Origin of the sequence: Methylobacterium sp. E-046 (genome assembly GCF_022829625.1) — a bacterium.
In the GTDB taxonomy this organism is placed as follows: domain Bacteria; phylum Pseudomonadota; class Alphaproteobacteria; order Rhizobiales; family Beijerinckiaceae; genus Methylobacterium; species Methylobacterium longum.
On the sequence record NZ_JAKSYP010000068.1, the window covers coordinates 15,751 to 34,817 of the forward strand.

The 19,067-nt window shown below is 72.2% G+C and carries 20 protein-coding genes and 1 pseudogene; 10 read left to right on the forward strand and 11 right to left on the reverse strand.

Features of this window, described 5'->3' with window-relative positions; translation table 11 throughout:
- The 4 genes from MKK82_RS04235 to MKK82_RS04250 all read right to left on the reverse strand — a co-directional run bounded on the left by MKK82_RS04235 (window position 1) and on the right by MKK82_RS04250 (window position 4,945).
- Entirely contained in the window at window positions 1-1,398 is a 1,398-nt protein-coding gene (locus MKK82_RS04235; RefSeq protein ID WP_238291920.1) for a TAXI family TRAP transporter solute-binding subunit, read from the reverse strand.
- Window positions 1,399-1,410: 12 nt separating this feature from the next.
- Entirely contained in the window at window positions 1,411-2,334 is a 924-nt protein-coding gene (locus tag MKK82_RS04240) for a DMT family transporter (protein WP_238291918.1), read from the reverse strand.
- 30 nt (window positions 2,335-2,364) lie between these two features.
- Window positions 2,365-3,642 carry an arsenic transporter gene (locus MKK82_RS04245; RefSeq protein ID WP_353959805.1) on the reverse strand — a complete coding sequence of 426 codons (1,278 nt, stop codon included), beginning with the start codon at window positions 3,640-3,642 and terminating at the stop codon, window positions 2,365-2,367.
- A 76-nt stretch (window positions 3,643-3,718) separates the two neighbouring features.
- Complete coding sequence (locus MKK82_RS04250; RefSeq protein WP_243984758.1) at window positions 3,719-4,945, reverse strand: metallophosphoesterase family protein; 1,227 nt, start codon at window positions 4,943-4,945, stop codon at window positions 3,719-3,721.
- 783 nt (window positions 4,946-5,728) lie between these two features.
- Here MKK82_RS04250 and MKK82_RS04260 point away from each other — a divergent pair.
- The 9 genes and pseudogenes from MKK82_RS04260 (at window position 5,729) to MKK82_RS04300 (ending at window position 14,044) form a co-directional block, all read left to right on the forward strand.
- The gene (locus tag MKK82_RS04260; protein ID WP_243984760.1) at window positions 5,729-6,139 is read left to right on the forward strand and encodes a YeeE/YedE family protein; all 411 of its coding nucleotides are present in this window, start codon (window positions 5,729-5,731) and stop codon (window positions 6,137-6,139) included.
- Window positions 6,136-6,603, forward strand: a complete 468-nt coding sequence (locus tag MKK82_RS04265) for a YeeE/YedE family protein (protein WP_243984762.1) — start codon at window positions 6,136-6,138, stop codon at window positions 6,601-6,603. The genes MKK82_RS04260 and MKK82_RS04265 overlap by 4 nt, the downstream gene beginning before the upstream one ends.
- 352 nt (window positions 6,604-6,955) lie before the next feature.
- Window positions 6,956-7,741 (forward strand): MetQ/NlpA family ABC transporter substrate-binding protein, encoded by a 786-nt coding sequence (locus tag MKK82_RS04270; RefSeq protein ID WP_238291908.1) that lies wholly within the window; start codon window positions 6,956-6,958, stop codon window positions 7,739-7,741.
- Window positions 7,738-8,553 carry a MetQ/NlpA family ABC transporter substrate-binding protein gene (locus MKK82_RS04275; protein WP_238291906.1) on the forward strand — a complete coding sequence of 272 codons (816 nt, stop codon included), beginning with the start codon at window positions 7,738-7,740 and terminating at the stop codon, window positions 8,551-8,553. The genes MKK82_RS04270 and MKK82_RS04275 overlap by 4 nt, the downstream gene beginning before the upstream one ends.
- Window positions 8,553-9,707 carry a methionine ABC transporter ATP-binding protein gene (locus MKK82_RS04280; RefSeq protein WP_243984764.1) on the forward strand — a complete coding sequence of 385 codons (1,155 nt, stop codon included), beginning with the start codon at window positions 8,553-8,555 and terminating at the stop codon, window positions 9,705-9,707. The genes MKK82_RS04275 and MKK82_RS04280 overlap by 1 nt, the downstream gene beginning before the upstream one ends.
- A 208-nt stretch (window positions 9,708-9,915) precedes the next feature.
- The gene (locus MKK82_RS04285; RefSeq protein ID WP_238291904.1) at window positions 9,916-10,569 is read left to right on the forward strand and encodes a methionine ABC transporter permease; all 654 of its coding nucleotides are present in this window, start codon (window positions 9,916-9,918) and stop codon (window positions 10,567-10,569) included.
- 87 nt (window positions 10,570-10,656) lie between these two features.
- Window positions 10,657-10,776: pseudogene (locus MKK82_RS04290) on the forward strand (acyl-CoA dehydrogenase); the annotation flags it as partial.
- A complete protein-coding gene (locus MKK82_RS04295; RefSeq protein ID WP_238291902.1) occupies window positions 10,776-12,158 on the forward strand; it encodes an LLM class flavin-dependent oxidoreductase in 1,383 nt (460 codons plus the stop codon). The pseudogene MKK82_RS04290 and the gene MKK82_RS04295, both read left to right, overlap by 1 nt.
- A 479-nt stretch (window positions 12,159-12,637) precedes the next feature.
- Window positions 12,638-14,044, forward strand: coding sequence for an FAD/NAD(P)-binding protein (locus MKK82_RS04300; protein ID WP_243984765.1), 1,407 nt, complete (start codon window positions 12,638-12,640; stop codon window positions 14,042-14,044).
- Here MKK82_RS04300 and MKK82_RS04305 read toward each other — a convergent pair.
- The 4 genes from MKK82_RS04305 to MKK82_RS04320 all read right to left on the reverse strand — a co-directional run bounded on the left by MKK82_RS04305 (window position 14,014) and on the right by MKK82_RS04320 (window position 17,457).
- On the reverse strand, window positions 14,014-14,379 hold the full coding sequence (locus tag MKK82_RS04305) for a response regulator (protein ID WP_238291900.1): 366 nt from the start codon (window positions 14,377-14,379) through the stop codon (window positions 14,014-14,016). The two genes, MKK82_RS04300 and MKK82_RS04305, sit on opposite strands and share 31 nt — an antisense overlap.
- Entirely contained in the window at window positions 14,376-15,863 is a 1,488-nt protein-coding gene (locus tag MKK82_RS04310) for a sensor histidine kinase (protein ID WP_238291898.1), read from the reverse strand. The genes MKK82_RS04305 and MKK82_RS04310 overlap by 4 nt, the downstream gene beginning before the upstream one ends.
- A 182-nt stretch (window positions 15,864-16,045) precedes the next feature.
- Window positions 16,046-16,540, reverse strand: coding sequence for a ferritin-like domain-containing protein (locus tag MKK82_RS04315; RefSeq protein WP_238291896.1), 495 nt, complete (start codon window positions 16,538-16,540; stop codon window positions 16,046-16,048).
- A 413-nt stretch (window positions 16,541-16,953) separates the two neighbouring features.
- Window positions 16,954-17,457 carry a DUF3016 domain-containing protein gene (locus tag MKK82_RS04320; RefSeq protein WP_238291893.1) on the reverse strand — a complete coding sequence of 168 codons (504 nt, stop codon included), beginning with the start codon at window positions 17,455-17,457 and terminating at the stop codon, window positions 16,954-16,956.
- 264 nt (window positions 17,458-17,721) lie between these two features.
- On the opposite strand from MKK82_RS04320, the gene MKK82_RS33835 reads away from it, so the two are divergent.
- Complete coding sequence (locus tag MKK82_RS33835; protein WP_279602771.1) at window positions 17,722-17,850, forward strand: hypothetical protein; 129 nt, start codon at window positions 17,722-17,724, stop codon at window positions 17,848-17,850.
- 20 nt (window positions 17,851-17,870) lie between these two features.
- Here the strand turns inward: MKK82_RS33835 and MKK82_RS04325 are convergent, their stop codons facing one another.
- The 3 genes from MKK82_RS04325 to MKK82_RS04335 all read right to left on the reverse strand — a co-directional run.
- Entirely contained in the window at window positions 17,871-18,149 is a 279-nt protein-coding gene (locus MKK82_RS04325) for an adenylosuccinate synthase (protein ID WP_238291891.1), read from the reverse strand.
- A gap of 45 nt (window positions 18,150-18,194) precedes the next feature.
- Window positions 18,195-18,443, reverse strand: a complete 249-nt coding sequence (locus MKK82_RS04330; RefSeq protein WP_238291890.1) for a DUF6894 family protein — start codon at window positions 18,441-18,443, stop codon at window positions 18,195-18,197.
- Window positions 18,444-18,943: 500 nt separating this feature from the next.
- Window positions 18,944-19,067 (reverse strand): MucR family transcriptional regulator (locus MKK82_RS04335; protein WP_243984767.1); only part of this gene is annotated, 124 nt, incomplete at its 5' end.

The window sequence follows — 19,067 nt, forward strand, 5'->3', positions numbered from 1 at the left end:
TCAGACCCCGCCCAGGCCGTCCAGCCGGACGGCCCGCCCGAGCCGGGAGCCGGCCGCGTCCGCCCGCGCCCGGCAATCCGCGATGGTCGCCCGGGCCGTCTCGATGGCCACCGAGGCGGCCGAGAGGGTCGGCACGCTCGGCTCCCGCGCCCGGGCGTAGCGGACCACGTCCATGGCCAGCGCGTCCACCTCGCCGGTCAGCCCCGCGATCGCCGCGGGGTCCCTCAGCGCCCGGGCCTGCCCGGCGATCTCCAGCAACCGATCCAGGATCTCGTCGATGCGCTCCCGGCGCAGGCCGGCGAGGCGCTGCCGGATCCAGGCCAGCACGGAGACGAGGCCGCCCGCCAGCGCGCCCAGGAGATAGAGCGTGTCGCCGTAGCGCTCGATGAAGCCGTGCTGGTCGCGCTCGTAATAGTCGATGGCACCCGGATGGATCGGGATGCGGGCGCTGGTGGCCGCCACGGTGGTGTCGTAGGCCGGCGCCTGGACGTACTCGGCGGCGTCGGTCACCTGCGCAGCGGCGCTGCGCGTCTCGAAGAGCTGCCGGGTCACGTCGGCCGCCACCACGCGGCTCAGGGAGGCCCGCGCCATCAGCCGGTACGAGGCGCCCACGGTCTTCACGTCGTCGGCCGGCAGCTTCGGGCGGCCGCCGAACAGGCCGCCCGGGATCGTCACCGCCTGCAGCCGCGGGAAGCGCTCGATCACCGCGCCGTCATCCTCCACGGCGACGAACGCCACCTTGCCGCCGCGGGCGACGCCCTGAACGGCCGAGACCAGGGCCAGCGCCTTCGGCGCGGAGGGCGCGATGATGCTGACGAAGGCATCGATCCGCTTCTCGCGGAACGCGGCCGCCACCGCCTCCTGGTCGACCGGGACCAGCAGGACCGTCGAAGCCCGGGCCGGGCCGGCGGCCTCCTCCAGGGTGAGGCCGTAATAGCCGAGGAGATTCCGGAGCAGCCAGAGATCGGCATCCCGGTGCGCCGCGATGCCGAGCCGCTTGCCGGCGAGTTTCGGGAAACTCGTGGGGCCGGCCTGCGCGGGCGAGGCGATGACCATCGCCTGATCGCGCAGGATCGCCAGGGTCAGGCCGTTCGTCGGCAGCAGCACGTCGGGGCGGACCACCGCGAGGTCGGCCCGGCCGTCCTGAAGGGCGGCGGCGCTCTCGCGCACGTCGTCGAAGGACAGGATGTTCAGCCGGACGTTCCCGTGGGCGGCGTCGAGGGCGTCGGCATAGGCCTTGATCAGGCCGGGCTCGGTGCCGTCCCGCGGAGCGACCGCGACGGTGAGCACCGTCGCCTGGAGCAGGATCCACGCCGCAACCCCGCCGGCCCCCAGGAGGGCGGCGCCCGCCAGGAGCAGGATCTCCCGGCGCAGCAGCCAGGCGGGGAGGGCCCACATGGCCGCGCGCCCTCAGAACAGCGAGATCAGCACGATGCCGGCGACCATCACGGCGGCGCCGATCAGGCGCGGCGGGCCGGCCTTGACCCGCTTCATGCCGAACCAGCCGAAATGGTCGAGCGCCACCGAGGTCAGGAGGTTGGCGGTGATCAGCAGGCCGTTGAAGGCGCCGGCCCCGACCTTGTCGACGAAGAGCAGCCCGGCGAACACCGCCACCGCGCCGGTGATGCCGGCGAACGGCATCCACCAGCGGACGCCCGAGAGATCCTCCCGGGTCGGCAGCGGCGTCGGCCGCAGCAGGAACACCAGCGCGAACACGAATACGACGGGCACGAACGACACCGTCGCGGCGAGCCAGGGATTCTCCAGGGCGCCCCGCAGCTGCGCGTTCCAGACCACGCCGATCGCCATCAGGGCGCCGGCCACGAGGATGAATGGGTAGAGCAGCTTGCCGGACATGGCGTGGCCCTCGCCGCCGTCGCTCTTGCCCCCGGAGCGCGCGATGAAGGTCACGCCGACCGCCATCAGCAGGCCGCCGAGCCAGGGCATCGGCTTGAAGCCCGCCGCCTGCAGGCCGAACAGGCCGAGGGCGTCCATCGCCAGGGAGGTGAGGATGTTGGCGGTGAGCGTCAGGCCGTTGAACGGTCCGGCGCCGACCTTGTCGATGAAGGCGAGGCCGCCGAACACCGCCACCGCGCCCGCCACCCCGCCGAGCGGCGCGTACCAGGGCATCCGGCTCAAGCCGTCGAGGCTCGGCAGCGGCGTCGGCATGGTGAGGAACAGCGTCGTGAACACGAAGACGATCGGCAGGAACGACACGGTGGCGGCGAGCCATGGGTTGACCAGGCGGCCGCGCAGCTGCGCGTTCATCGCGTTGCCGATCGCCTGCAGCGCGCCCGCCACCAGGATGAAGGGATAGAGGAGGGCAGGGGGCACGCGCGGACCTTCAGGTTCTCGGGAGGGGGATCAGGCGAGGAGCAGGCCGGCGAGCGCCAGCACGAGGGCCGGCGGCATGACCAGCAGGCCGAGCTTGAGGAAGGTCCAGGCGCCGACATCCTGGCCCTCGCGACGGATGGCGTTGAGCCAGAGGATCGTGGCCAGCGAGCCGGTCACCGACAGGTTCGGGCCCAGATCGACGCCGATCAGGATCGCGCCCGCGACCTTCTCGGGCACGTCGGCGGCGTGCACGGCGGCGCCCGCGATCAGGCCGGCCGGCAGGTTGTTGACGAGGTTGCACAGAACCGCGATCAGGCCGCCCGCGCCCCAGGCGGCGGCCTCCGGAGCGGCGTGCGCGTAGCCCCGGAGGAGGTCCGCCAGCAGGGCGAGGACGCCGGTCTTCTCCAGGGCCTCCACCAGCACGAAGAGGCCGGCCACCAGCGGCAGGACGCTCCACGACACGTCCTTGGCCACCGCGACGAGGCCGCCACGCTTCAGCAGGAGCACGACCCCGGTGGTGGCGAGCCCGGCCACGAAGGTCGGCAGGCCGAGATCGCGGCCGAGCGCGGAGGCTCCGATCAGCACGCCGCCGGTGGCCACGATGCCGAAGCCGGCCACGAGGCCGGTGCGCGAGAGCGGCACCGCCTCGACGTCGGTGGCGACCGTCTGGCCGCGCAGGGTCCCGGCCTGGGTCAGGCGCAGCACCGCGTAGGTCGTGGCGATGGCCAGCACGGAGGGCAGGGCGAACAGGCCGAGCCAGCGCACCAGCGGCGGCATGTGCTCGGCGAAGACCACGAGGTTGGCCGGGTTGGAGATCGGCAGGACGAAGCTCGCCGCGTTGGCGATGAAGGCGCAGATGAACAGGTAGGGGAGGGGATTCTCCACCTTGGCGGCCTTGGTGGCCGCGTAGACGGCGGGCGTCAGCACCACCGCGCAGGCATCGTTCGACAGGAACACCGTGACGACGGTGCCGACCAGATAGACCAGGGTGAACAGCCGGGTGGCCGAGCCCCGGGCGGCGCGCACCGCGATCGAGGCGAGCCAGTCGAACAGGCCCTCCTTCCGGGCGACCTCCGACATCAGCATCATGCCGACGAGGAACAGGTAGACGTCGGTCCCCTTCAGCACGCCCTCCCAGGCTGTGGCGGGAGCGAGCAGCCCGAGGGCAACCAGGGCGCCCGCGCCGAGCACGGCCCAGATCGCTTCGGGCCACGAGAAAGGCCGCACGATGACGCCGAGGGTCGCGAGCGCGGCGATCGCCCAGGTGGCGAGGTTGGGGGTCAGCGTCAGCGCGCCCATCGGGTCCAATCGTCCTCTGTCGGTCTGGTCGGCGGGGTCGTTCGTGAGATGGTTCGGGGGTGGTCGTGGGGTGGTCTCGGCGCGTCTACCAGTGCCGGCCGTTGCGGTTCGGCCCGAGCTGGTCGCCGCGCAGACCCTTCTCGGGCCAAGCGGGCAGTCGGCAGGTGTCGCTGCCCGGGCGCTCGTGCGCCGGGGGCGGGACGAAGGTCCGGCCCACCGGCTCGATCACCTCGGTATCGGCGTTCCCGGTGCCGTCCGTGACCGTGACGGCGAGCCGGCGCGCGCCCTCCGGCCACGGGATCCAGGCATGGACCGTCCGGGGTCCGTCGGGCACCATCGGACAGGACGCCCCGCCGTCGATGCGGACGCGGCAGCACCACGCGCCCTGCGGCTGGTCCGTGAGCACGAGGGCTCGGACGTCGATCTGGCCGTCGAGGGCGGCGTCGCGGGGGGCGGTGGCGAGACGCCGGTCGGCCGGGCTCGTGATCATCACGAAGGGCAGCGCCCGGTCGAGGGGCTTGAAGCGCCAGCTCGTGACGGCGCCGTCGATCGCCGCCACCGCGTAGCCGACCGAGCCGTCCTCGTTCTGGCCGACGGAGCGGGCCGCCGCGTAGAGGGTGCGCCCGTCCGGGGCGAGTTCGTTGTAGTGGGTGTGGCCCATCTCCACGAGACGCACGCCGTGGTGACGGATCAGGCCGGCCAGCGCCGCCCTCTCGTGGGGCACGCAGAGATCGTCCGGGTAGGTGTGGGTGAAGACCGCGCAGGGCAGGCCCTGCCGGGCGGCCTGCGCGAGCGCGTCCTCGAGCCAGGCGAGCTGGCGCGGGCCGAGCCGGAAGTCGAGGCCGAAGCCCTTCTCGCCGTAGCCGGCGCTGATCATGTCGAGGAACAGGCAGTGCACGCCCCCGATCGTCTCGGCATAGTAGGATTGCGTCACGGAGGCCGCGTCGCGCGGGCGCGGCAGGGCGTGGCGCCGCGCCGCGTGCCCGCCGCCGCGCGGACTGCCCGCGACCGCGGCGAACAGGGCGTCGAAATCCGTCATCGTGCCGTGCTGGCGGTCGTGATCCCCGGCGATCAGGCGGACCGGCAGGTCCGGTTGGCGGTCGAGCGCGGCGCGCAGGATCGCGTACTGCGCCGCCTCCCCGTCCTCGGCGAGGTCGCCGGGCAGGAAGGCGAAGTCGAGGAGGCCGCTCCGGTGCAGCCCCGCCGCCTCCGCCAGGATGGCGCGCAGATCGTCGGCGTGGCGGTCCTCCGCGCGCTCCAAGTGGAGGTCGCCGATATGCGCGAAGGCGAAGATGCCGTGACGAGCCCTCATGGCGCCCCCGAGCGTGCAGACCGCCCGCTCACTTCTCGGTTCCCCTGAGCCATCGTGCCCCCGGACAGGCGCGTCCACCCCGGCCGGAGATCGGCCACGGTGCTCGCGACCGGCCCGACGTTTCGGACACAGCCGAGTTCCGGCACCGGCCCGACGCGGGCGGCAATGGGACCCTAACTTTTCGTGATCGCGGCCGCCCCGGGGGGCAGCACAGGGAAAGTGTCAGAAAAGAAGACACTCCCTGTCGTCTCGGCCGACAGAGTGCCGCAACTTGGCGTGTCGTCCGCCGGACCTTCCGCCGGGAGGCGGAACCTTCCGGAGGCGGTTCGGTGCCTCCGGCGGACCAGGTCCGGCCGGCCGCACTCCAGGATGTCGTACCCCGCGAACTTCACATCCACGGAGGCGGCCGCGCAGCCCTGTCGACGCAGGCCCACCACCCGGCCGCCGGCATGGCGCCAGATCCCCCGGATGTCGGCGAGGTCGAGCCGCGCGAACACGACCTCGTGGCCCTGCATCGTCCGGGGCAGATCGCTTCCGCGCTTCAGGGGCTGCGACGGAGCGCCCCCGCGTCGCAGGAAGGCTCGTTCCCGGGCGCCAGGGTGCAGGGGAAGGGTTCGTTCGCGGCGCGCTCACGGACGAGGACGATCTTCCTTAAGACACTGATAAATAGAGACAATGTCAGGAGGGGTCCGGCCCGGCAAGGCTTGTTGCGCGCCTTCCGGAGCGCTACCACGTCCCATCCGGCCGCCGCCGCGGCCGCGCGCGTCGCGACCGGGGATTTCCATGGGCATCTTTCTTCCCGCGCTGGCGGGCGGCGTGCTGATCGGCCTCTCGGCCACGCTGTTCCTGCTTCTGAACGGCCGAATCGCCGGGATCAGCGGGCTCGTCGCCGGCATCGGCCGTCCGGGCGAGCGCCGCCGGGTCGATGCCGCCTTCCTGTTCGGCCTCATCCTCGGGCCGCCGGTCTTCGCGCTGCTCGCCGGACACTGGCCGCCGATGCGGATCGAGGCCGGTCTGCCGATCCTGGCGCTGGCCGGCCTGCTGGTCGGCTTCGGCACGCGGCTGGGCTCCGGCTGCACCTCCGGCCACGGCGTGTGCGGCCTCGCCCGCCTGTCGCCGCGCTCGATCGTGGCGGTGCTGGTCTTTCTGGCCACCGGCATGCTGACGGTCGCGGCCGTCCGGGGTCTGGCGTGAGCACGGCCCTGCGGCTCCTCGCGGCGCTGGTTGCGGGACTGGTCTTCGGCCTCGGCCTTGCCCTGTCGGGGATGCTCGATCCGGCGCGCGTGCGCGGCTTCCTCGACGTGGCAGGCGCTTGGGATCCGAGCCTCATCTTCGTCCTCGGCGGCGCCGTCACGATCTCGGGCCTCGGCTATCGCCTGTGCCGGCGCCGGTCCGGGCCGGTGCTGGAGACCCGGTTCGACCTGCCGATCCGGCGCCGGGTCGATGCGCCCCTCGTCGCCGGGGCGGCCCTGTTCGGGATCGGCTGGGGACTCTCCGGCTTCTGCCCCGGACCGGCAGTGGCGGCGCTCTCCACGGGCGCGACCCCGGTCCTCGTCTTCGTCGCCGCGATGCTCGCCGGGATGGCGCTCCACGACTTCGGGCGCCGCGCTGTGGAGCGCGGGCCCACCGGGCTGCCGCCGCCGGTCCCACGGGGTTGAAGCGCCCCGGCGTGATTCTGGTCGCGCGCAGCATTTCGATTTCCAATGTGGCTCGAACGGAGGTCGTTCGTATCGTTCGATCTAGATATTTAGAATGTTCGGCTTGGTCTGCTTGATCTAAACAGTGATCGACAAGCTCAGCCGGAAGCGCCTGTGCCGTCCATCCTGCGGGAGGGCCGGCTCGTGCGCCCTGGCGTGCCGGGAGACCGCCGTCAGGATCCCGAAAGGTCGAAGCGCCATGTCCCTCTTGTCCTCCCGGCCCGCCATCCACCCACCGAGAGACACGACCTTACGCCGAGGGCGATTCCGGCGCTGTGTCTCCGCTGTGGCGGTCGCTCTCTGGGTGGCGACGATGCCGGTACCGGCCCTCGCGGGCGTGCGGGTGGGCGTGACGCCCGGGGCGCTCGCCGATTCCATCCGGGTCGCGGCTGCCGAGGCCCAGCGACAGGGACTCGATGTTCAGGTGGTCGAGTTCGCCGACTGGACGATGCCCAACGTCGCCCTCGCCAACGGCGACCTCGACGTGAACTACTTCCAGCACCAAGCCTTCCTCGACATCCCCACGCGGGAGACCGGCTTCCCGCTGCGGAGCGTCGGCCTCGGCCTGCTTCCCAGAATCGGGCACTACGCGGAGCGGCACGCAACCCTCGGCGCCGTGCCCGAGGGGACCAAGGTCGCGGTCGCCAGCGATCCGGTGAACCAGGGTCGGGGCCTGCTGCTGCAGGCGGCCGGCCTGATCACGCTGAGGGACGGCGTCGGCGCGAAGGCAACCCTGGACGACGTCGCGGCGAATCCGACGCGCCTGCGCTTCGTCGAGGTCGAGGGGACGCAACTGGTTCGGGCAGTCGCGGATGTCGATCTCGCCCAAGGCGACCCGGCGCACTTCGTCAGTGCCGGCAGCGGCGATGCCGCCGGCCGCGCGCTGATCTACTCGGGCGCGGACGAACTCGCCTACGCCATCCGGTTCGTGGCCCGCGTGGACCGGACCGACGAACCCGAGATCGCGCGGTTCGTCGCCCTCTATCAGGCCTCGCCGTCCGTGCGGGCGCGGATCGACGCTGCCTACGCGCACAACCCGGCCTTCTACACCCTGCCCTGGCTCGATCGAGCCGTCGCGCGCCAGAGTTCCACACGATGAAGGTCCTGCATCACCTCGCCGCCGCGGCGCTCATCCTCGGCATACTCCTCTTCCAGACGCTGGCCGCCCGGGCGGAGAGCCTGAAGATCGGTACCGTTCCCGGAGCCTACAGCGACGCCGCCAACGTGGCGGCCCGGGAGGCCAAGGCCGAGGGCCTCGACGTCCAAGTCGTCGAGTTCAGCGACTGGACCACGCCGAACGTCGCGCTGGATGCCGGCGACATCGACGTGAACTTCTTCCAGCATCGACCCTTCATGGAGAACGCCGCGAAGCAGAAGGGTTATGATTTCGCTGTCGTCGGGCTCGGGATCCTGCAGAACATCGGCCTGTACTCCCTGAAGCATAAGAGCTTCGACGCGATCCCGGTGGGTGGCTCGGTGGCGGTCGCCAACGATCCGGTGAACCAGGGCCGCGCCCTGCTGCTCCTCCAGAAGGCCGGGCTGATCAAGCTGAAGGACGGGGTCGGCTTCCTCGGCACCCTCGACGACATCACCGAGAACCCGAAGAAGCTGAAATTCACCGAGGTCGAAGGCCCGCAACTCGTGCGGATCACCGGCGACGTCGACCTCGCGCAGGGCTACCCGCACTTCATCGTGGCGTCCGGCAGCTTCGATCCGACCAGCGGCCTGATCTATTCCGGCATCGAGGACAAGCTGTTCGCCGTGAGCTTCGTCACCAAGGCGTCGCGCCAGAACGACCCGGCCGTCGCCCGGTTCGTCACGCTCTTCCAGAAGTCGGACGCCGTGAAGCGGCAGATCCGCAAGTCCTTCGCCGACAGTGACAAGCTGTATCTGCTGGCGTGGCAGAACTGATGGTTGGCCTCGCCTTCGACAGCCTGCGCGGTCCGGGCGTCCGTCCCGCCGGACCCTTGAGCCCCGACGCCGCCCTGGCGCCCGCAACCGTGACGGCCGCGCCTCGCCGGACATCCGGGGCGGTGCGGTTCGAGGCGGTCTCCAAGTCCTACCCGACCGGCTCAGGCCCGGTTCAGGCGCTCGACGGCGTCGACCTCGACATCCCGGCCGGGGCGATCTTCGGCATCATCGGCCGCTCGGGGGCGGGCAAGTCGAGCCTGTTGCGCACCGTCAACCGGCTGGAGGAGCCGACCTCCGGCCGGGTGCTGGTCGACGGCGCGCCGATCGAGGCCCTCGGCACGGACGGGCTGGTCGCCCTGCGCCGCCGCATCGGCATGATCTTCCAGCACTTCAACCTGCTCGCCGCCAAGACCGTCCGGCAGAACGTGGCGCTGCCGCTGACGGTGGCCGGTGTCCCCCGGGCCGAGATCGGCCCGAGGGTCGAGAAGGCGCTGCGCCGCGTCGGGCTGGAGGGTAAGGCCGATGCCTACCCGTCGCGGCTGTCCGGGGGACAGAAGCAGCGCGTCGGCATCGCCCGGGCGCTCGTGAGCAATCCCGAGATCCTGCTCTGCGACGAGGCGACCTCCGCCCTCGACCCGGAAACAACGCTGGCGATCCTCGACCTGCTGCGAGACATCAACCGGCGGCTGGGGATCACCATCATCCTGATCACCCACGAGATGAGCGTGATCCGCGAGATCTGCAACGACGTGGTGGTGCTGGAGGGGGGCCGGGTGGCCGAGACCGGGCCGGTCTGGCGCGTCTTCGGGGCGCCCGAGCATCCGACCACCCGGGCTCTCCTCGCGCCGCTGACCCGCGACCTGCCGGCGGACCTGGCGGCTCGGCTTCAGCCACACGCGGCGCCGGGCGGGTCCGCGATCCTGCGGATCACCTATGCCGGGCAGGGGGGACCCGACCTCTCGAGCCTCGCGGCGGCCGCGGGAGCGCCGCTGCGCCTCCTTCAGGCCGGGATCGAGCGGATCCAGGGTCACGCGGTCGGCCGGATGCTGGTGGCCGTCGCGGAGGCGGATCCGGACCTGGAGGCGCGGCTGCGGTCCCTCGGTGGGGCGGTGGAGCAGATCGGCTATGCCCGCATGGATCCCGACGCGGGATGAACCCGCCGTGAGCCGCCGTCGCCTTCCCTGCGGGATCCCCAAACAGGGCCCGCACCGCGCCACCGGTCCGGGACGGGGCGGCTCTGCAGGATGAACCACGACGCCCTGTCCCGGGCGCCGGCGGCGCCGATGGAGCGGCCGGCGCCCGGCACGAGCTTCCGCCGCGACAGCGGCGCCCCCGTCAGCCCACCCGAACCGGAGCTCCACCGTGACCCCGCAGATGATCGACCGCCTCTGGCAGGCCTCCCTGGACACCCTGTTCATGGTCGGCGTCTCGGCCGGGATCGCGGTGCTGGCCGGCATCCCGCTGGCCCTGTTCCTCGTCACCTCCGGCCCCGACGGCATCTTCCCCGCACCGCGGGCCAACCGGCTGGTCGGGACCCTGGTCAACGGCTTCCGAGCCGTGCCCTTCATCGTGCTGCTGGTGGCGCTGATCCCGTTCACCCGGCTGGTGGCCGGGACCACGATCGGCGTCTGGGCCGCGATCGTGCCCCTCTCGGTGAGCGCCACCCCGTTCTTCGCCCGGATCGCCGAGGTCTCGCTGCGGGAGGTGGATGCCGGGCTGATCGAGGCCGCCCAATCCATCGGCTGCCGACGCCGGCACATCCTGGCCCACGTGCTCCTGCCCGAAGCGCTGCCGGGCATCGTGGCCGGCTTCACCATCACCGTGGTGTCGATGATCGGCGCCTCCGCGATGGCCGGGGCGGTGGGCGCGGGCGGTCTCGGCGACGTCGCCATCCGGTACGGCTACCAGCGCTTCGACACCACCGTGATGATGGTGGTGATCGCGATCCTGATCGGCCTCGTCTGCCTGGTCCAGTTCGCGGGCGACACCGCGGTGCGGCGCCTCCGGGCACGCTGACGGTCCCGTTCCCGCGTCCGCAGCGGCCTGATCGTGAGGGCGCACCCGAGGGGCCGCACGCGAGAACCGGCGCGGACCGAAGGCCCGGACCGCGCCTGGCGCAACGTCCGCACCCACACCCCGCACGATCCGGTGCGCTGGAAGTATCGCTGGATCGGCACCGACCACCTCGACGGCCGGCATCCACCCCGGCACGGAGCGCTCTGATGCCCCACGGACAGAAGCAGATCCTGCTGAACGCCTTCAACATGGCCTGCGTCGGCCACATCAACCACGGGCTCTGGACCCACCCGCGCGACCGCTCGGCCGACTACAACACGCTGGGCTACTGGACCGACCAGGCGAGGCTTCTGGAGCGCGGCCTGTTCGACGGATTGTTCATCGCCGACATCATCGGCGTCTACGACATCTACGACGGCGGCATCGACGTCACCGCCCGGGAGGCCGTGCAGTTCCCCGTCAACGACCCGACCGTGATGATCTCCGCCATGGCGGCGGTGACCGAGCACCTCGGCTTCGGGGTGACCATCAACGTCCACCAGGAGGCGCCCTACACCTTCGCCCGCCGCCTCTCGACCCTCGACCATCTCACCGGCGGTCGGATCGGTTGGAACATCGTCACCGGCTATCTCGACAGCGCCCATCGCGGCCAGAGCGCAGGCGCCTTGCCGTCTCATGACCGGCGCTACGACTACGCGGACGAGTATCTCGAGGTGCTCTACCGGCTCTGGGAGGGAAGCTGGGACGACGCGGCCGTGCGCCGCGACCGGACGGCGCGGGTGTTCAGCGATCCGGCCCATATCCGGCCCGTGTCGCACCGGGGTGAGTTCTTCTCGGTCGAGGGCTACCACCTGTCCGAGCCGTCGCGCCAGCGCACGCCGGTCCTCTACCAGGCGGGGGCCTCGGGCCGCGGCCGCGCCTTCGCGGGCCGCCACGCCGAGTGCGTGTTCATCTCGGCCCGCGACCCGGCCGCGGCCCGCGACGCCGTCCGCGCGATCCGGGCCGAGGCGGTCGCCGCGGGCCGGAAGCGCGACGACGTGAAGGTGTTCGTCGGTCTCGCGGTGATCCCCGGCCGGACGCACGCGGAAGCCGAGGCGAAGCGGGACGAGTACCTGCATCATGCGAGCCCGGAGGCGGGACTCGCGCATTTCTCGGCGTCCACGGGCATCGATTTCGCCCGCTACGGCCTCGACGAGCCGATTCCCTACGCGCCCGGCAACGCCATCCAGTCCGCCACCGCGGCGGCGGCCGAGCGCGGCCTGACCAAGCGCGACCTCCTCGCCGAGCTTGGGCTCGGCGGGCGTTACGCGGTCCTCACCGGGGACGCGGTCTCCATCGCCGACACCATGCAGGCCTGGATCGAAGAGGGCGAGGTCGACGGGTTCAACCTCAGCCGGATCGTCGTGCCGGAGAGCGTCTCGGACTTCATCGACATCGTGATTCCGGAACTGCAGGATCGCGGCCTCTACAAGACCGCCTATGCCGACGGCACGCTGCGGGCAAAGCTGTTCGGCGAGGGCGACCGGCTGCCGGCCCGCCACCCGGCCGAGGCCTATCGCCATGCCACCGGCGCGACGCACCCGACGTGACTACGCGCACCGCACGCCGTCCGGCCCGTGCCGTGTGCAGGTCCCGCCGTCACCGCGCGCGCGGCGACGCGATCCAGGCCGTTGCGGCACCGTCCGGTGTCGCGCTCCCGCGTGACCGCGCTCCGTCCGCGACGACGGCGGTGTCGAAGCGGCCTGTCCGATCCGGTGACGGCGCGGGCCCTGCGCGATTCCACGAGCGCTCCGGGCCCTTCGGTTCGCTCCCCGCCACGACTCGAGCGTGATCGCGGCGGCCGGTGGCGGAGGGATCGCCGGGCATGGTTAATGTTTCCCGTGAAACATTGTCCCGTGCCGTCTCCGAGCAGCCGGACCGTCGGATGGGGGCGCTCTCGAGCTGACCGCGCTGACGCGATCGGGCGCGGCCCTGCCACGCTCCCCATGGTCTTGCCGAAGGGGCGCAACGCGCGCTCTGGGTCGGGGATGCAGCGGCGCGTGCTGCAATATCCCGGAGATGGTTCGTGATGCAGCCCCCGCGGGAGGCCCTGCGGCTCGCAATCGTCGGCGGCGGCTTCACCGGTGCCGTGCTGGCCATCCACGCGGTGCTGTCGTCGCGGGGGCCGCTCGACATCGTCGTGCTGGAGCCCCGGGCCGAGCTCGGCCGCGGCATCGCCTACGGTACGACGGATCCAAGCCACCGTATCAACGTTCCGGGTGACCGCATGGCCGTCGTCGCCGGGGAACCCGCTGCGCCGACCGCGTGGCTCCGGGCCTCCGGCCTTCTGCCGGATCCCGACGACGCGGCGGGCGTCTACGTTCCGCGTACCGCCTACGGCGCCTATGTGGCCGACCTACTGACCCGGACCTGCGCGGCGGCCGGGGGCCGGGTGCGTCTGCAGCATCGCCGGACGGCTGCCACCGCGGTGACGCCGCGGGATCCCGGCTGGATCGTGGAGACCGGGACCGGCGCGCGAATCGTGGCCGATCGCGTCGCGCTCTGCTTCGGTCACGCCGTGCCGGCCCTGCCGTGTCCCCTCGGCCCCGGCGTCGCGGAATGCCCGCGCTTCGTCGCGGATCCCTGGGCGGCGGACGCCCTGGCGGGCGTGGCGCGGGATGCCGCCGTGCTGATCGTCGGAACCGGCCTGACCATGGCCGACGTGGTGACGAGCCTCCAGGCTCGCGGCCATCGCGGGCCGATCACCGCCCTGTCGCGGCGCGGGCTGCTGCCCAACGCGCACGGGATCTTCCTGACAGATCTCGACGTTCTGGGCGCGCACCGGCCCAGGACCGCCCTCGATCTGCTCCGTCTCATCCGGCGGCAGGTGGCGGCCCATCCGGCGCTGGGCTGGCAGCCCGTGCTCGATTCCTTCCGGAAGGTTCTGCCCGAGCTCTGGCGGGACCTGCCGGCCGCCGAGAAGCGTCGCGTCGTCCACCGCCTGCTGCCGTTCTGGGACGTGCATCGGTTCCGCATCGCGCCGCAGAGCGCGGCCAGCCTCGCGCAGGCTCGGGGGGAGGGGCGCCTGACTGTGGCGCGGTCCGCGGTGACCGGACTGACGCTCTGCGAGGACGGGCGTCTCCTGGCGGAGCTGCGCCGGGGCGAGGCGCAGGAGCGCCGCCCGTTCGACGCGGTGGTGCTCTGCACCGGGCCCGAGCGCGACGTCGCCCGCAATCCGCTCGTGGCCGCCCTGCTGGCGGGGGGCACCGCACGGCGCGATGCGGTCGGCCTCGGCCTCGCGGTCGATCGCGGCAGCCGGGTGCTGGGCGCGGCGGGAGAACCTCAGCCCGGCCTCTGGGCCTTCGGCCCGATGACGCGCGGCAGCTTCGGCGAGATGACCGGTGCCGCCGACATCGCCCAGCACATCGAGGCGGTGGTCGACGCGCTGCTCGCGCCGGCGGGCCGTCAGCCGAACAGGGTCCGCGCCACCACCTGAGGATCGATCGGCTTCTGGCAGAGGGCCACGGCCCCATGAGGGGACGGCACGGAGGCGGGATCGTAGCCGGTGGCGAACAGGAACGGCACGCCCCGCGCCTGCAGCGCGTCGGCCACCGGATAGACGAGCTCGTCCTGCAGGTTGATGTCGAGCACCGCCGCGTCGATCACGGCCGTGCCGGCGATCAGCGCCAGGGCCTCGTCCACGCTGGGCACGGGCCCGAGAACCTGGGCGCCGCCTTCCTCGAACCAGGTCTTGAGATCGACGGCGATGAAGTAGTCATCCTCGACCAGCAGGACACGCTTGCCGGTGAGGGCCGGTGCGGGGGCGGTCATGCGGTGCTCCCTGTGGCTTCGCCCTCGGGCAGGGGGATGTTGATGGCGCAGTGGAGAGCGGTGTCGCTCAGCTCGTAGCGCGTCCGCGCCTTCAGGGCGTAGGGCAGCGCCCGCTCGATGAGCTCGCGCCCGTAGCCGCCTCGCGTCACGGGCTGCTGGATCTGCCGCTCGCGGACGAGGCCCTCCTCCACCCACTCCACGAGCAGCCGGCGGCCCTCCTCGGACGCGCAGGTCCGCCAGGTCACGCTCAGGCGCCCCTGGGGGGTGGTGAGGGCGCCGTACTTGAGCGCGTTGGTGGCCAGCTCGTGCAGGGCCAGCGCGAAGGTCTGCACCGTCGCCTTGCGCAGGCGGACCACCGGTCCGTCGAGCCGGATGCGATCCCGAAGGGCCGGGGCGTCGAGGGCGGCGAGCTCCGTCTCGATCAGCGCCCGGAGGGTGATCGGCTCCTGGTCCGACCGCGACAGCAGGCCCTGGACCCGGGAGAGCGCCGAGAGGCGGTCGTTGAACTGCTCCTTGAAGCGCTCGCCCGGCCCGGTCACCGCCATCGTCTGCTTGGCGATGGCGCGGACCACGCCGAGCAGGTTGCGGGTGCGGTGCTGCAACTCGGAGACCATGACCTGCTGCCGCTCCTGGAACTGGTGCAGATCGTCGATATCGGTGGAGGTGCCGAGCCACTCGACGATCCGACCCCGTCCGTCGCGCACCGGCGTCGCGCGGGTCTGGAACCAGCGGTAGCGGCCCTCGGCGGCGTTGCAGAGCCGGTGCTCGTACGAGAGATGACCGCTGACCGAGGCGTCGTGCCAGGCGATCTGGGCGGCCGCGATGTCGTCGGGGTGGACCACCTCCAGCCAGCCCCAGCCGAGGCTCGCGCCGTCGCTCTGACCGGTATAGGCCAGCCATTGCGGGCTGGACCAGATGCAGGCGCCGTCGATTCCGGCCCGCCAGACGAGCTGCGGGATACCCTGGGCCAGGGTGCGGAACAGCGCCTCGCTCTCGCGCAGGCGCCGCTCGGCCAGAACCCGCTCGGTGCTCTCGACCACGATGGCGATGACGCCGGCGGGCCGCCCGCTCTCGTCGAAGACCGGCGAGTAGTCGAGGTTCATCCAGACCTGCTCGGGCCCGCCGTAGCGGTTCAGGGTGAGTTCCTGGTCGCGGTAGGACAGCGTGCCGCCGGCCAGGCCGACCCGCATCACGTGGTCGTTGAACTCGGCGACCTCCGGCCAGCCCTCGCGCACCTTCGAGCCCAGGAGTTGCGGGTGCCGGCCACCCGCGAAGCCCGAATAGGCATCGTTGTAGATCATGATGCCGTCCTCGCCCCAGAGCAGGACGATGGGGACCGGCGACAGCAGCAGCGTGCTCACCGCGAAGTTCAAGCTCTGGGGCCAGTCCGCGATCGGGCCCAGGGGTGTCCCACCCCAATCGTAGGTCCGGACGAGGTCGGAGAGTTCGCCGCAGCCGTTCGGAAGGGTCCAGGCCGTGCTCATCCGGACGGCGGCCCTCGAGACGTCAGCGGGCACGAGCGCGGCGGGGGCGGAGATGGCGGCGGTCCCGTGACAGGCATGAGGAAGGCGGGCAGGCGTCCACCGGACCGGCGGACCCGCCGATCCGGTCGCAACGCTACTACAGGGTGATCTGCCTGGGTAGACGGCGCGCCCCGACGCCCGGATCAGACCGCGGCGCGCTCCACGGCCTCGGCCAGCTGGCTCGCGACCGCGTCCCCCTTGTAGATCTCGTCCACCGCCTGCTTGAGCTTGGACGCGTCCTCCGTGCGGCCGAGCGCCTTGGCGTAGGCCGCCGCCGAGCCGAAGCCGGCGAGACCGTAATGCGACATCCGCTGGTACTGCGCGAGGATCGCCACGTCGCGCAGTCTCCCGTCGCTCGGCGCTTCCTTGAGGCCGTGCTTCAGCGCCTCGGCCACGAGGCCCTCCATGCCCTTGCAAGGCTCGGGCTTGGTCTCGCCGCCACTGGCCTGGATCAGGCCCTTCAGAACGTCGGTGTGCTTCTGGATCCCACCCACCGAGTGCTCCAGCATCTGCTTCACCTTCGCGTCGCTGACCTGCCCGCTGAGCTGCTGCACGGCCCGGACCATCTGGTCGTTTGCCGACCACAGATCCTGCATCTCGTCGAGGTAGACCTCTTTCAGGCTGCCGGGTGCCGACATCGCCGTCTCCTGATGATGGTGCCGATGCCGGGTGAACCCAGGCTGGCAGGCGGTGTTCCGCAGGCCCCGAGGGCCGCCGGACTCGGTCCGGCGGTGCGCGATGCCGCCGCCGCCGGGCTTCTCCCGCGAGGGCCGGCGCGGGCGCTCCGCCGCCCCCGACGACAGCAGCTCCAGGCGCGCATCGACCCCCGCCGCGTTGGTGAGGGCCGGGCGCCCGGCGGATCCCCGGCGGGCGCTTCGGGGCGGGTCCCGCCTCGGTCGCCGTGCCCGCGCGTTGCCACAGGACCGATGCTACCGCCCGCGCCGAGCCCGGCGCCCTAGCTCTCCGGTCCGGTGCGCGAAGGGGGCGTGTCGCGCCCGCCGGGATCGGAAGCGCCGATCCCCGCCCCGTCGCAGTGCGGTCGGGAGCGGCCCTAGCCGTTCTCCGGGAAGCGCCGGGCGAACCAGTCCCGCAGGAGCTGGCGCTCGTAGTAGAGGCCGCCCGTGGAGAAGCGCGGGTTGGACGTCAGCAGGAAGTTGATGTCCGTGACGGTCTCCTCGCCCTGCGCGACGATGCGGCCGTCGCGGCGCAGCGCGTAGGCGAAGCGGATCCGCGGCGGCGTGGCGTCCGTCACCACGCGAACGCCCGTGGGCGTCGAGAGACCCGGTCGGTCGAAGCCCGCCAGGTCGATGTCGAGGACGGTGACGTCGAGCCGCTCCCCCGGCCGGAGCTTGGCATTGCCGAGATCCTGGAAGATCCGGGTCAGTTCGGCGAGGGTGACCCGGAGCGGCTGCCCGGAGCCGAAGCGGTTCTCGGCATCGGTGAAGCGCTCCGGCGCGGTGTAGCGCACCTGCACGTCCGCGCGCGCCGGCCCGGTGGCCAGCAGTGCCGCCGCGAGGGCGAGGCCGCCCCGGCCGCCGATCCTGCGCCTTCCCATGTGGAACGTCCTCCTGCCCGCGCCCCCGGCGGCCGTCCGGACCCGCCCGACGCCGCCGCGCCGTGAGACGCGCCGCGACAGCCACGATGCGCCTCGGGGTGAGAACCGCCGGAGGCCGCCCCCGTTTCACCGCGCGGGTCCCGCGTGGGTCCCGCGGCGGCCTGCGACGCGAAGGACCGGCCATGTTCATAGTCTCGCCGTGTTCCGGGCGCCTCGTGGCGCTCTCAGCCCTCACGGGCCGCCCAGTCTTGGGAGAACAACCACATGATGAACTCTGTGCTGGCGCTGCTCACGGTCATCGCGGTCCTCGTGGTGACCGCCCTGATCAAGCTGCCGCTCCTGCCGTTCCGCCTCATCGGCCGCCTGCTGCGCAGCCGCCCGGCCGCGGCCTGACTGACGCCTGACTGCGCGGGTCACTGCGCCGCGTCGATGGTGAAGGCCATCCCGCGGCCCGGCCCGTGATCGGAATAGTCGACGAGCATCAGGCCGCGCTCGGCCAGTGTCGCGGCGACCGTCTCGCCTTCCTTGCGGACCATCTGGCCCACCGCGAGCGGCGTCAACCGCGGGCTCGCCTGCCGCAGCCGGTCGACGCCGATGCTCGCTGGCACGCCTTCCTCCTCGGCGATCCGCGCCAGGGCGAGGCCCAGATCCCGGGCCTTCGTCTCCGCGGCTGATTTCGGCTTGAACGCCATCCCGTCACTCCTCTCGTCCCACAGCCCGGTCGCCGGCCGCCTCGCTCAGGCGGCCCGCACGTCGACATTCACGTCGGGAAAGGCCCGGATCCAGATCCGCCGACCCCGCGCATCGTAGACCTCGACCTGCCAGCCGGACCAATCGAACCGTTCGACGACCCGCTCCATCAGGGCGAGCGCCACGCGCTCGGCATGGACCCGCATCTGAGCCGCGTTCGGCAGCCGGCTGCCCCTCAGGTCGGTCACCAGTTCGTGGCCGTCCGTGCAGTGGAAGCGGTAGAGCCGCATCGGCATCGACGTTTCTCCGATCAATCCACAGCCCTCCACCGCGATCCGAGAACGGGTCGTTCCGGTGATCGAGCCATCGTGATCAATACATTTTGTTCATGAAATGTTCTATACGGACTCGGCGGGCGATGCACGCGGATCGCGGGGACGCGCCTGTGGAGATTCGTCTCAGGGAGGCCGAAAGGATCGCCCGCGTCTCGCCGTCCCGCGCCGGGCGACGGCTGGAGCACCCGGGCGTCAACCGTCGCGGACGCGCTCGCCGAGCCTGAGGGCACGGAGCGAGGCACCGCCCGGCGGTAACATCCGCCCGCGGCGGCCGCCCGCAGCCATGCCGGCGGCCGCGGGGGGGCGCGGCACGCGGGCGCCGCATCGGGAACAGGCGGAACCGGCAGGCCGGCGGCGCCGCAGGGTCGGACCCGCTGCGACGCGCCGGCCCCCGGGGGATCCCGCGGCGATCGGCGGGAGGCCGTCGGGGGGCCTCGCCCTCTCAGGCGGCCTTGGCCCCCTCAGGCGGCCTTGCCCTTGCGCTCGCGCTCGGCCATGGCGCCGGGCTGTCCGAGGCCGATGGCCTTGGCGAGGGCGGAGCGCTGCTCGGCGTAGCTCGGGGCGACCATCGGGTAGTCGGACGGC

Coding starts and splice junctions, on each gene's coding strand:
- MKK82_RS04235 (WP_238291920.1), bottom strand. CDS start 1,398: ATGTGGGCCCTCCCCGCCTGGCTGCTGCGCCGGGAGATCCTGCTCCTG.
- MKK82_RS04250 (WP_243984758.1), bottom strand. CDS start 4,945: ATGAGGGCTCGTCACGGCATCTTCGCCTTCGCGCATATCGGCGACCTC.
- MKK82_RS04260 (WP_243984760.1), top strand. CDS start 5,729: ATGGGCATCTTTCTTCCCGCGCTGGCGGGCGGCGTGCTGATCGGCCTC.
- MKK82_RS04270 (WP_238291908.1), top strand. CDS start 6,956: ATGCCGGTACCGGCCCTCGCGGGCGTGCGGGTGGGCGTGACGCCCGGG.
- MKK82_RS04275 (WP_238291906.1), top strand. CDS start 7,738: ATGAAGGTCCTGCATCACCTCGCCGCCGCGGCGCTCATCCTCGGCATA.
- MKK82_RS04280 (WP_243984764.1), top strand. CDS start 8,553: ATGGTTGGCCTCGCCTTCGACAGCCTGCGCGGTCCGGGCGTCCGTCCC.
- MKK82_RS04295 (WP_238291902.1), top strand. CDS start 10,776: ATGCCCCACGGACAGAAGCAGATCCTGCTGAACGCCTTCAACATGGCC.
- MKK82_RS04300 (WP_243984765.1), top strand. CDS start 12,638: ATGCAGCCCCCGCGGGAGGCCCTGCGGCTCGCAATCGTCGGCGGCGGC.
- MKK82_RS04305 (WP_238291900.1), bottom strand. CDS start 14,379: ATGACCGCCCCCGCACCGGCCCTCACCGGCAAGCGTGTCCTGCTGGTC.
- MKK82_RS04310 (WP_238291898.1), bottom strand. CDS start 15,863: ATGAGCACGGCCTGGACCCTTCCGAACGGCTGCGGCGAACTCTCCGAC.
- MKK82_RS04315 (WP_238291896.1), bottom strand. CDS start 16,540: ATGTCGGCACCCGGCAGCCTGAAAGAGGTCTACCTCGACGAGATGCAG.
- MKK82_RS04320 (WP_238291893.1), bottom strand. CDS start 17,457: ATGGGAAGGCGCAGGATCGGCGGCCGGGGCGGCCTCGCCCTCGCGGCG.
- MKK82_RS33835 (WP_279602771.1), top strand. CDS start 17,722: ATGATGAACTCTGTGCTGGCGCTGCTCACGGTCATCGCGGTCCTCGTG.
- MKK82_RS04325 (WP_238291891.1), bottom strand. CDS start 18,149: ATGGCGTTCAAGCCGAAATCAGCCGCGGAGACGAAGGCCCGGGATCTG.
- MKK82_RS04330 (WP_238291890.1), bottom strand. CDS start 18,443: ATGCCGATGCGGCTCTACCGCTTCCACTGCACGGACGGCCACGAACTG.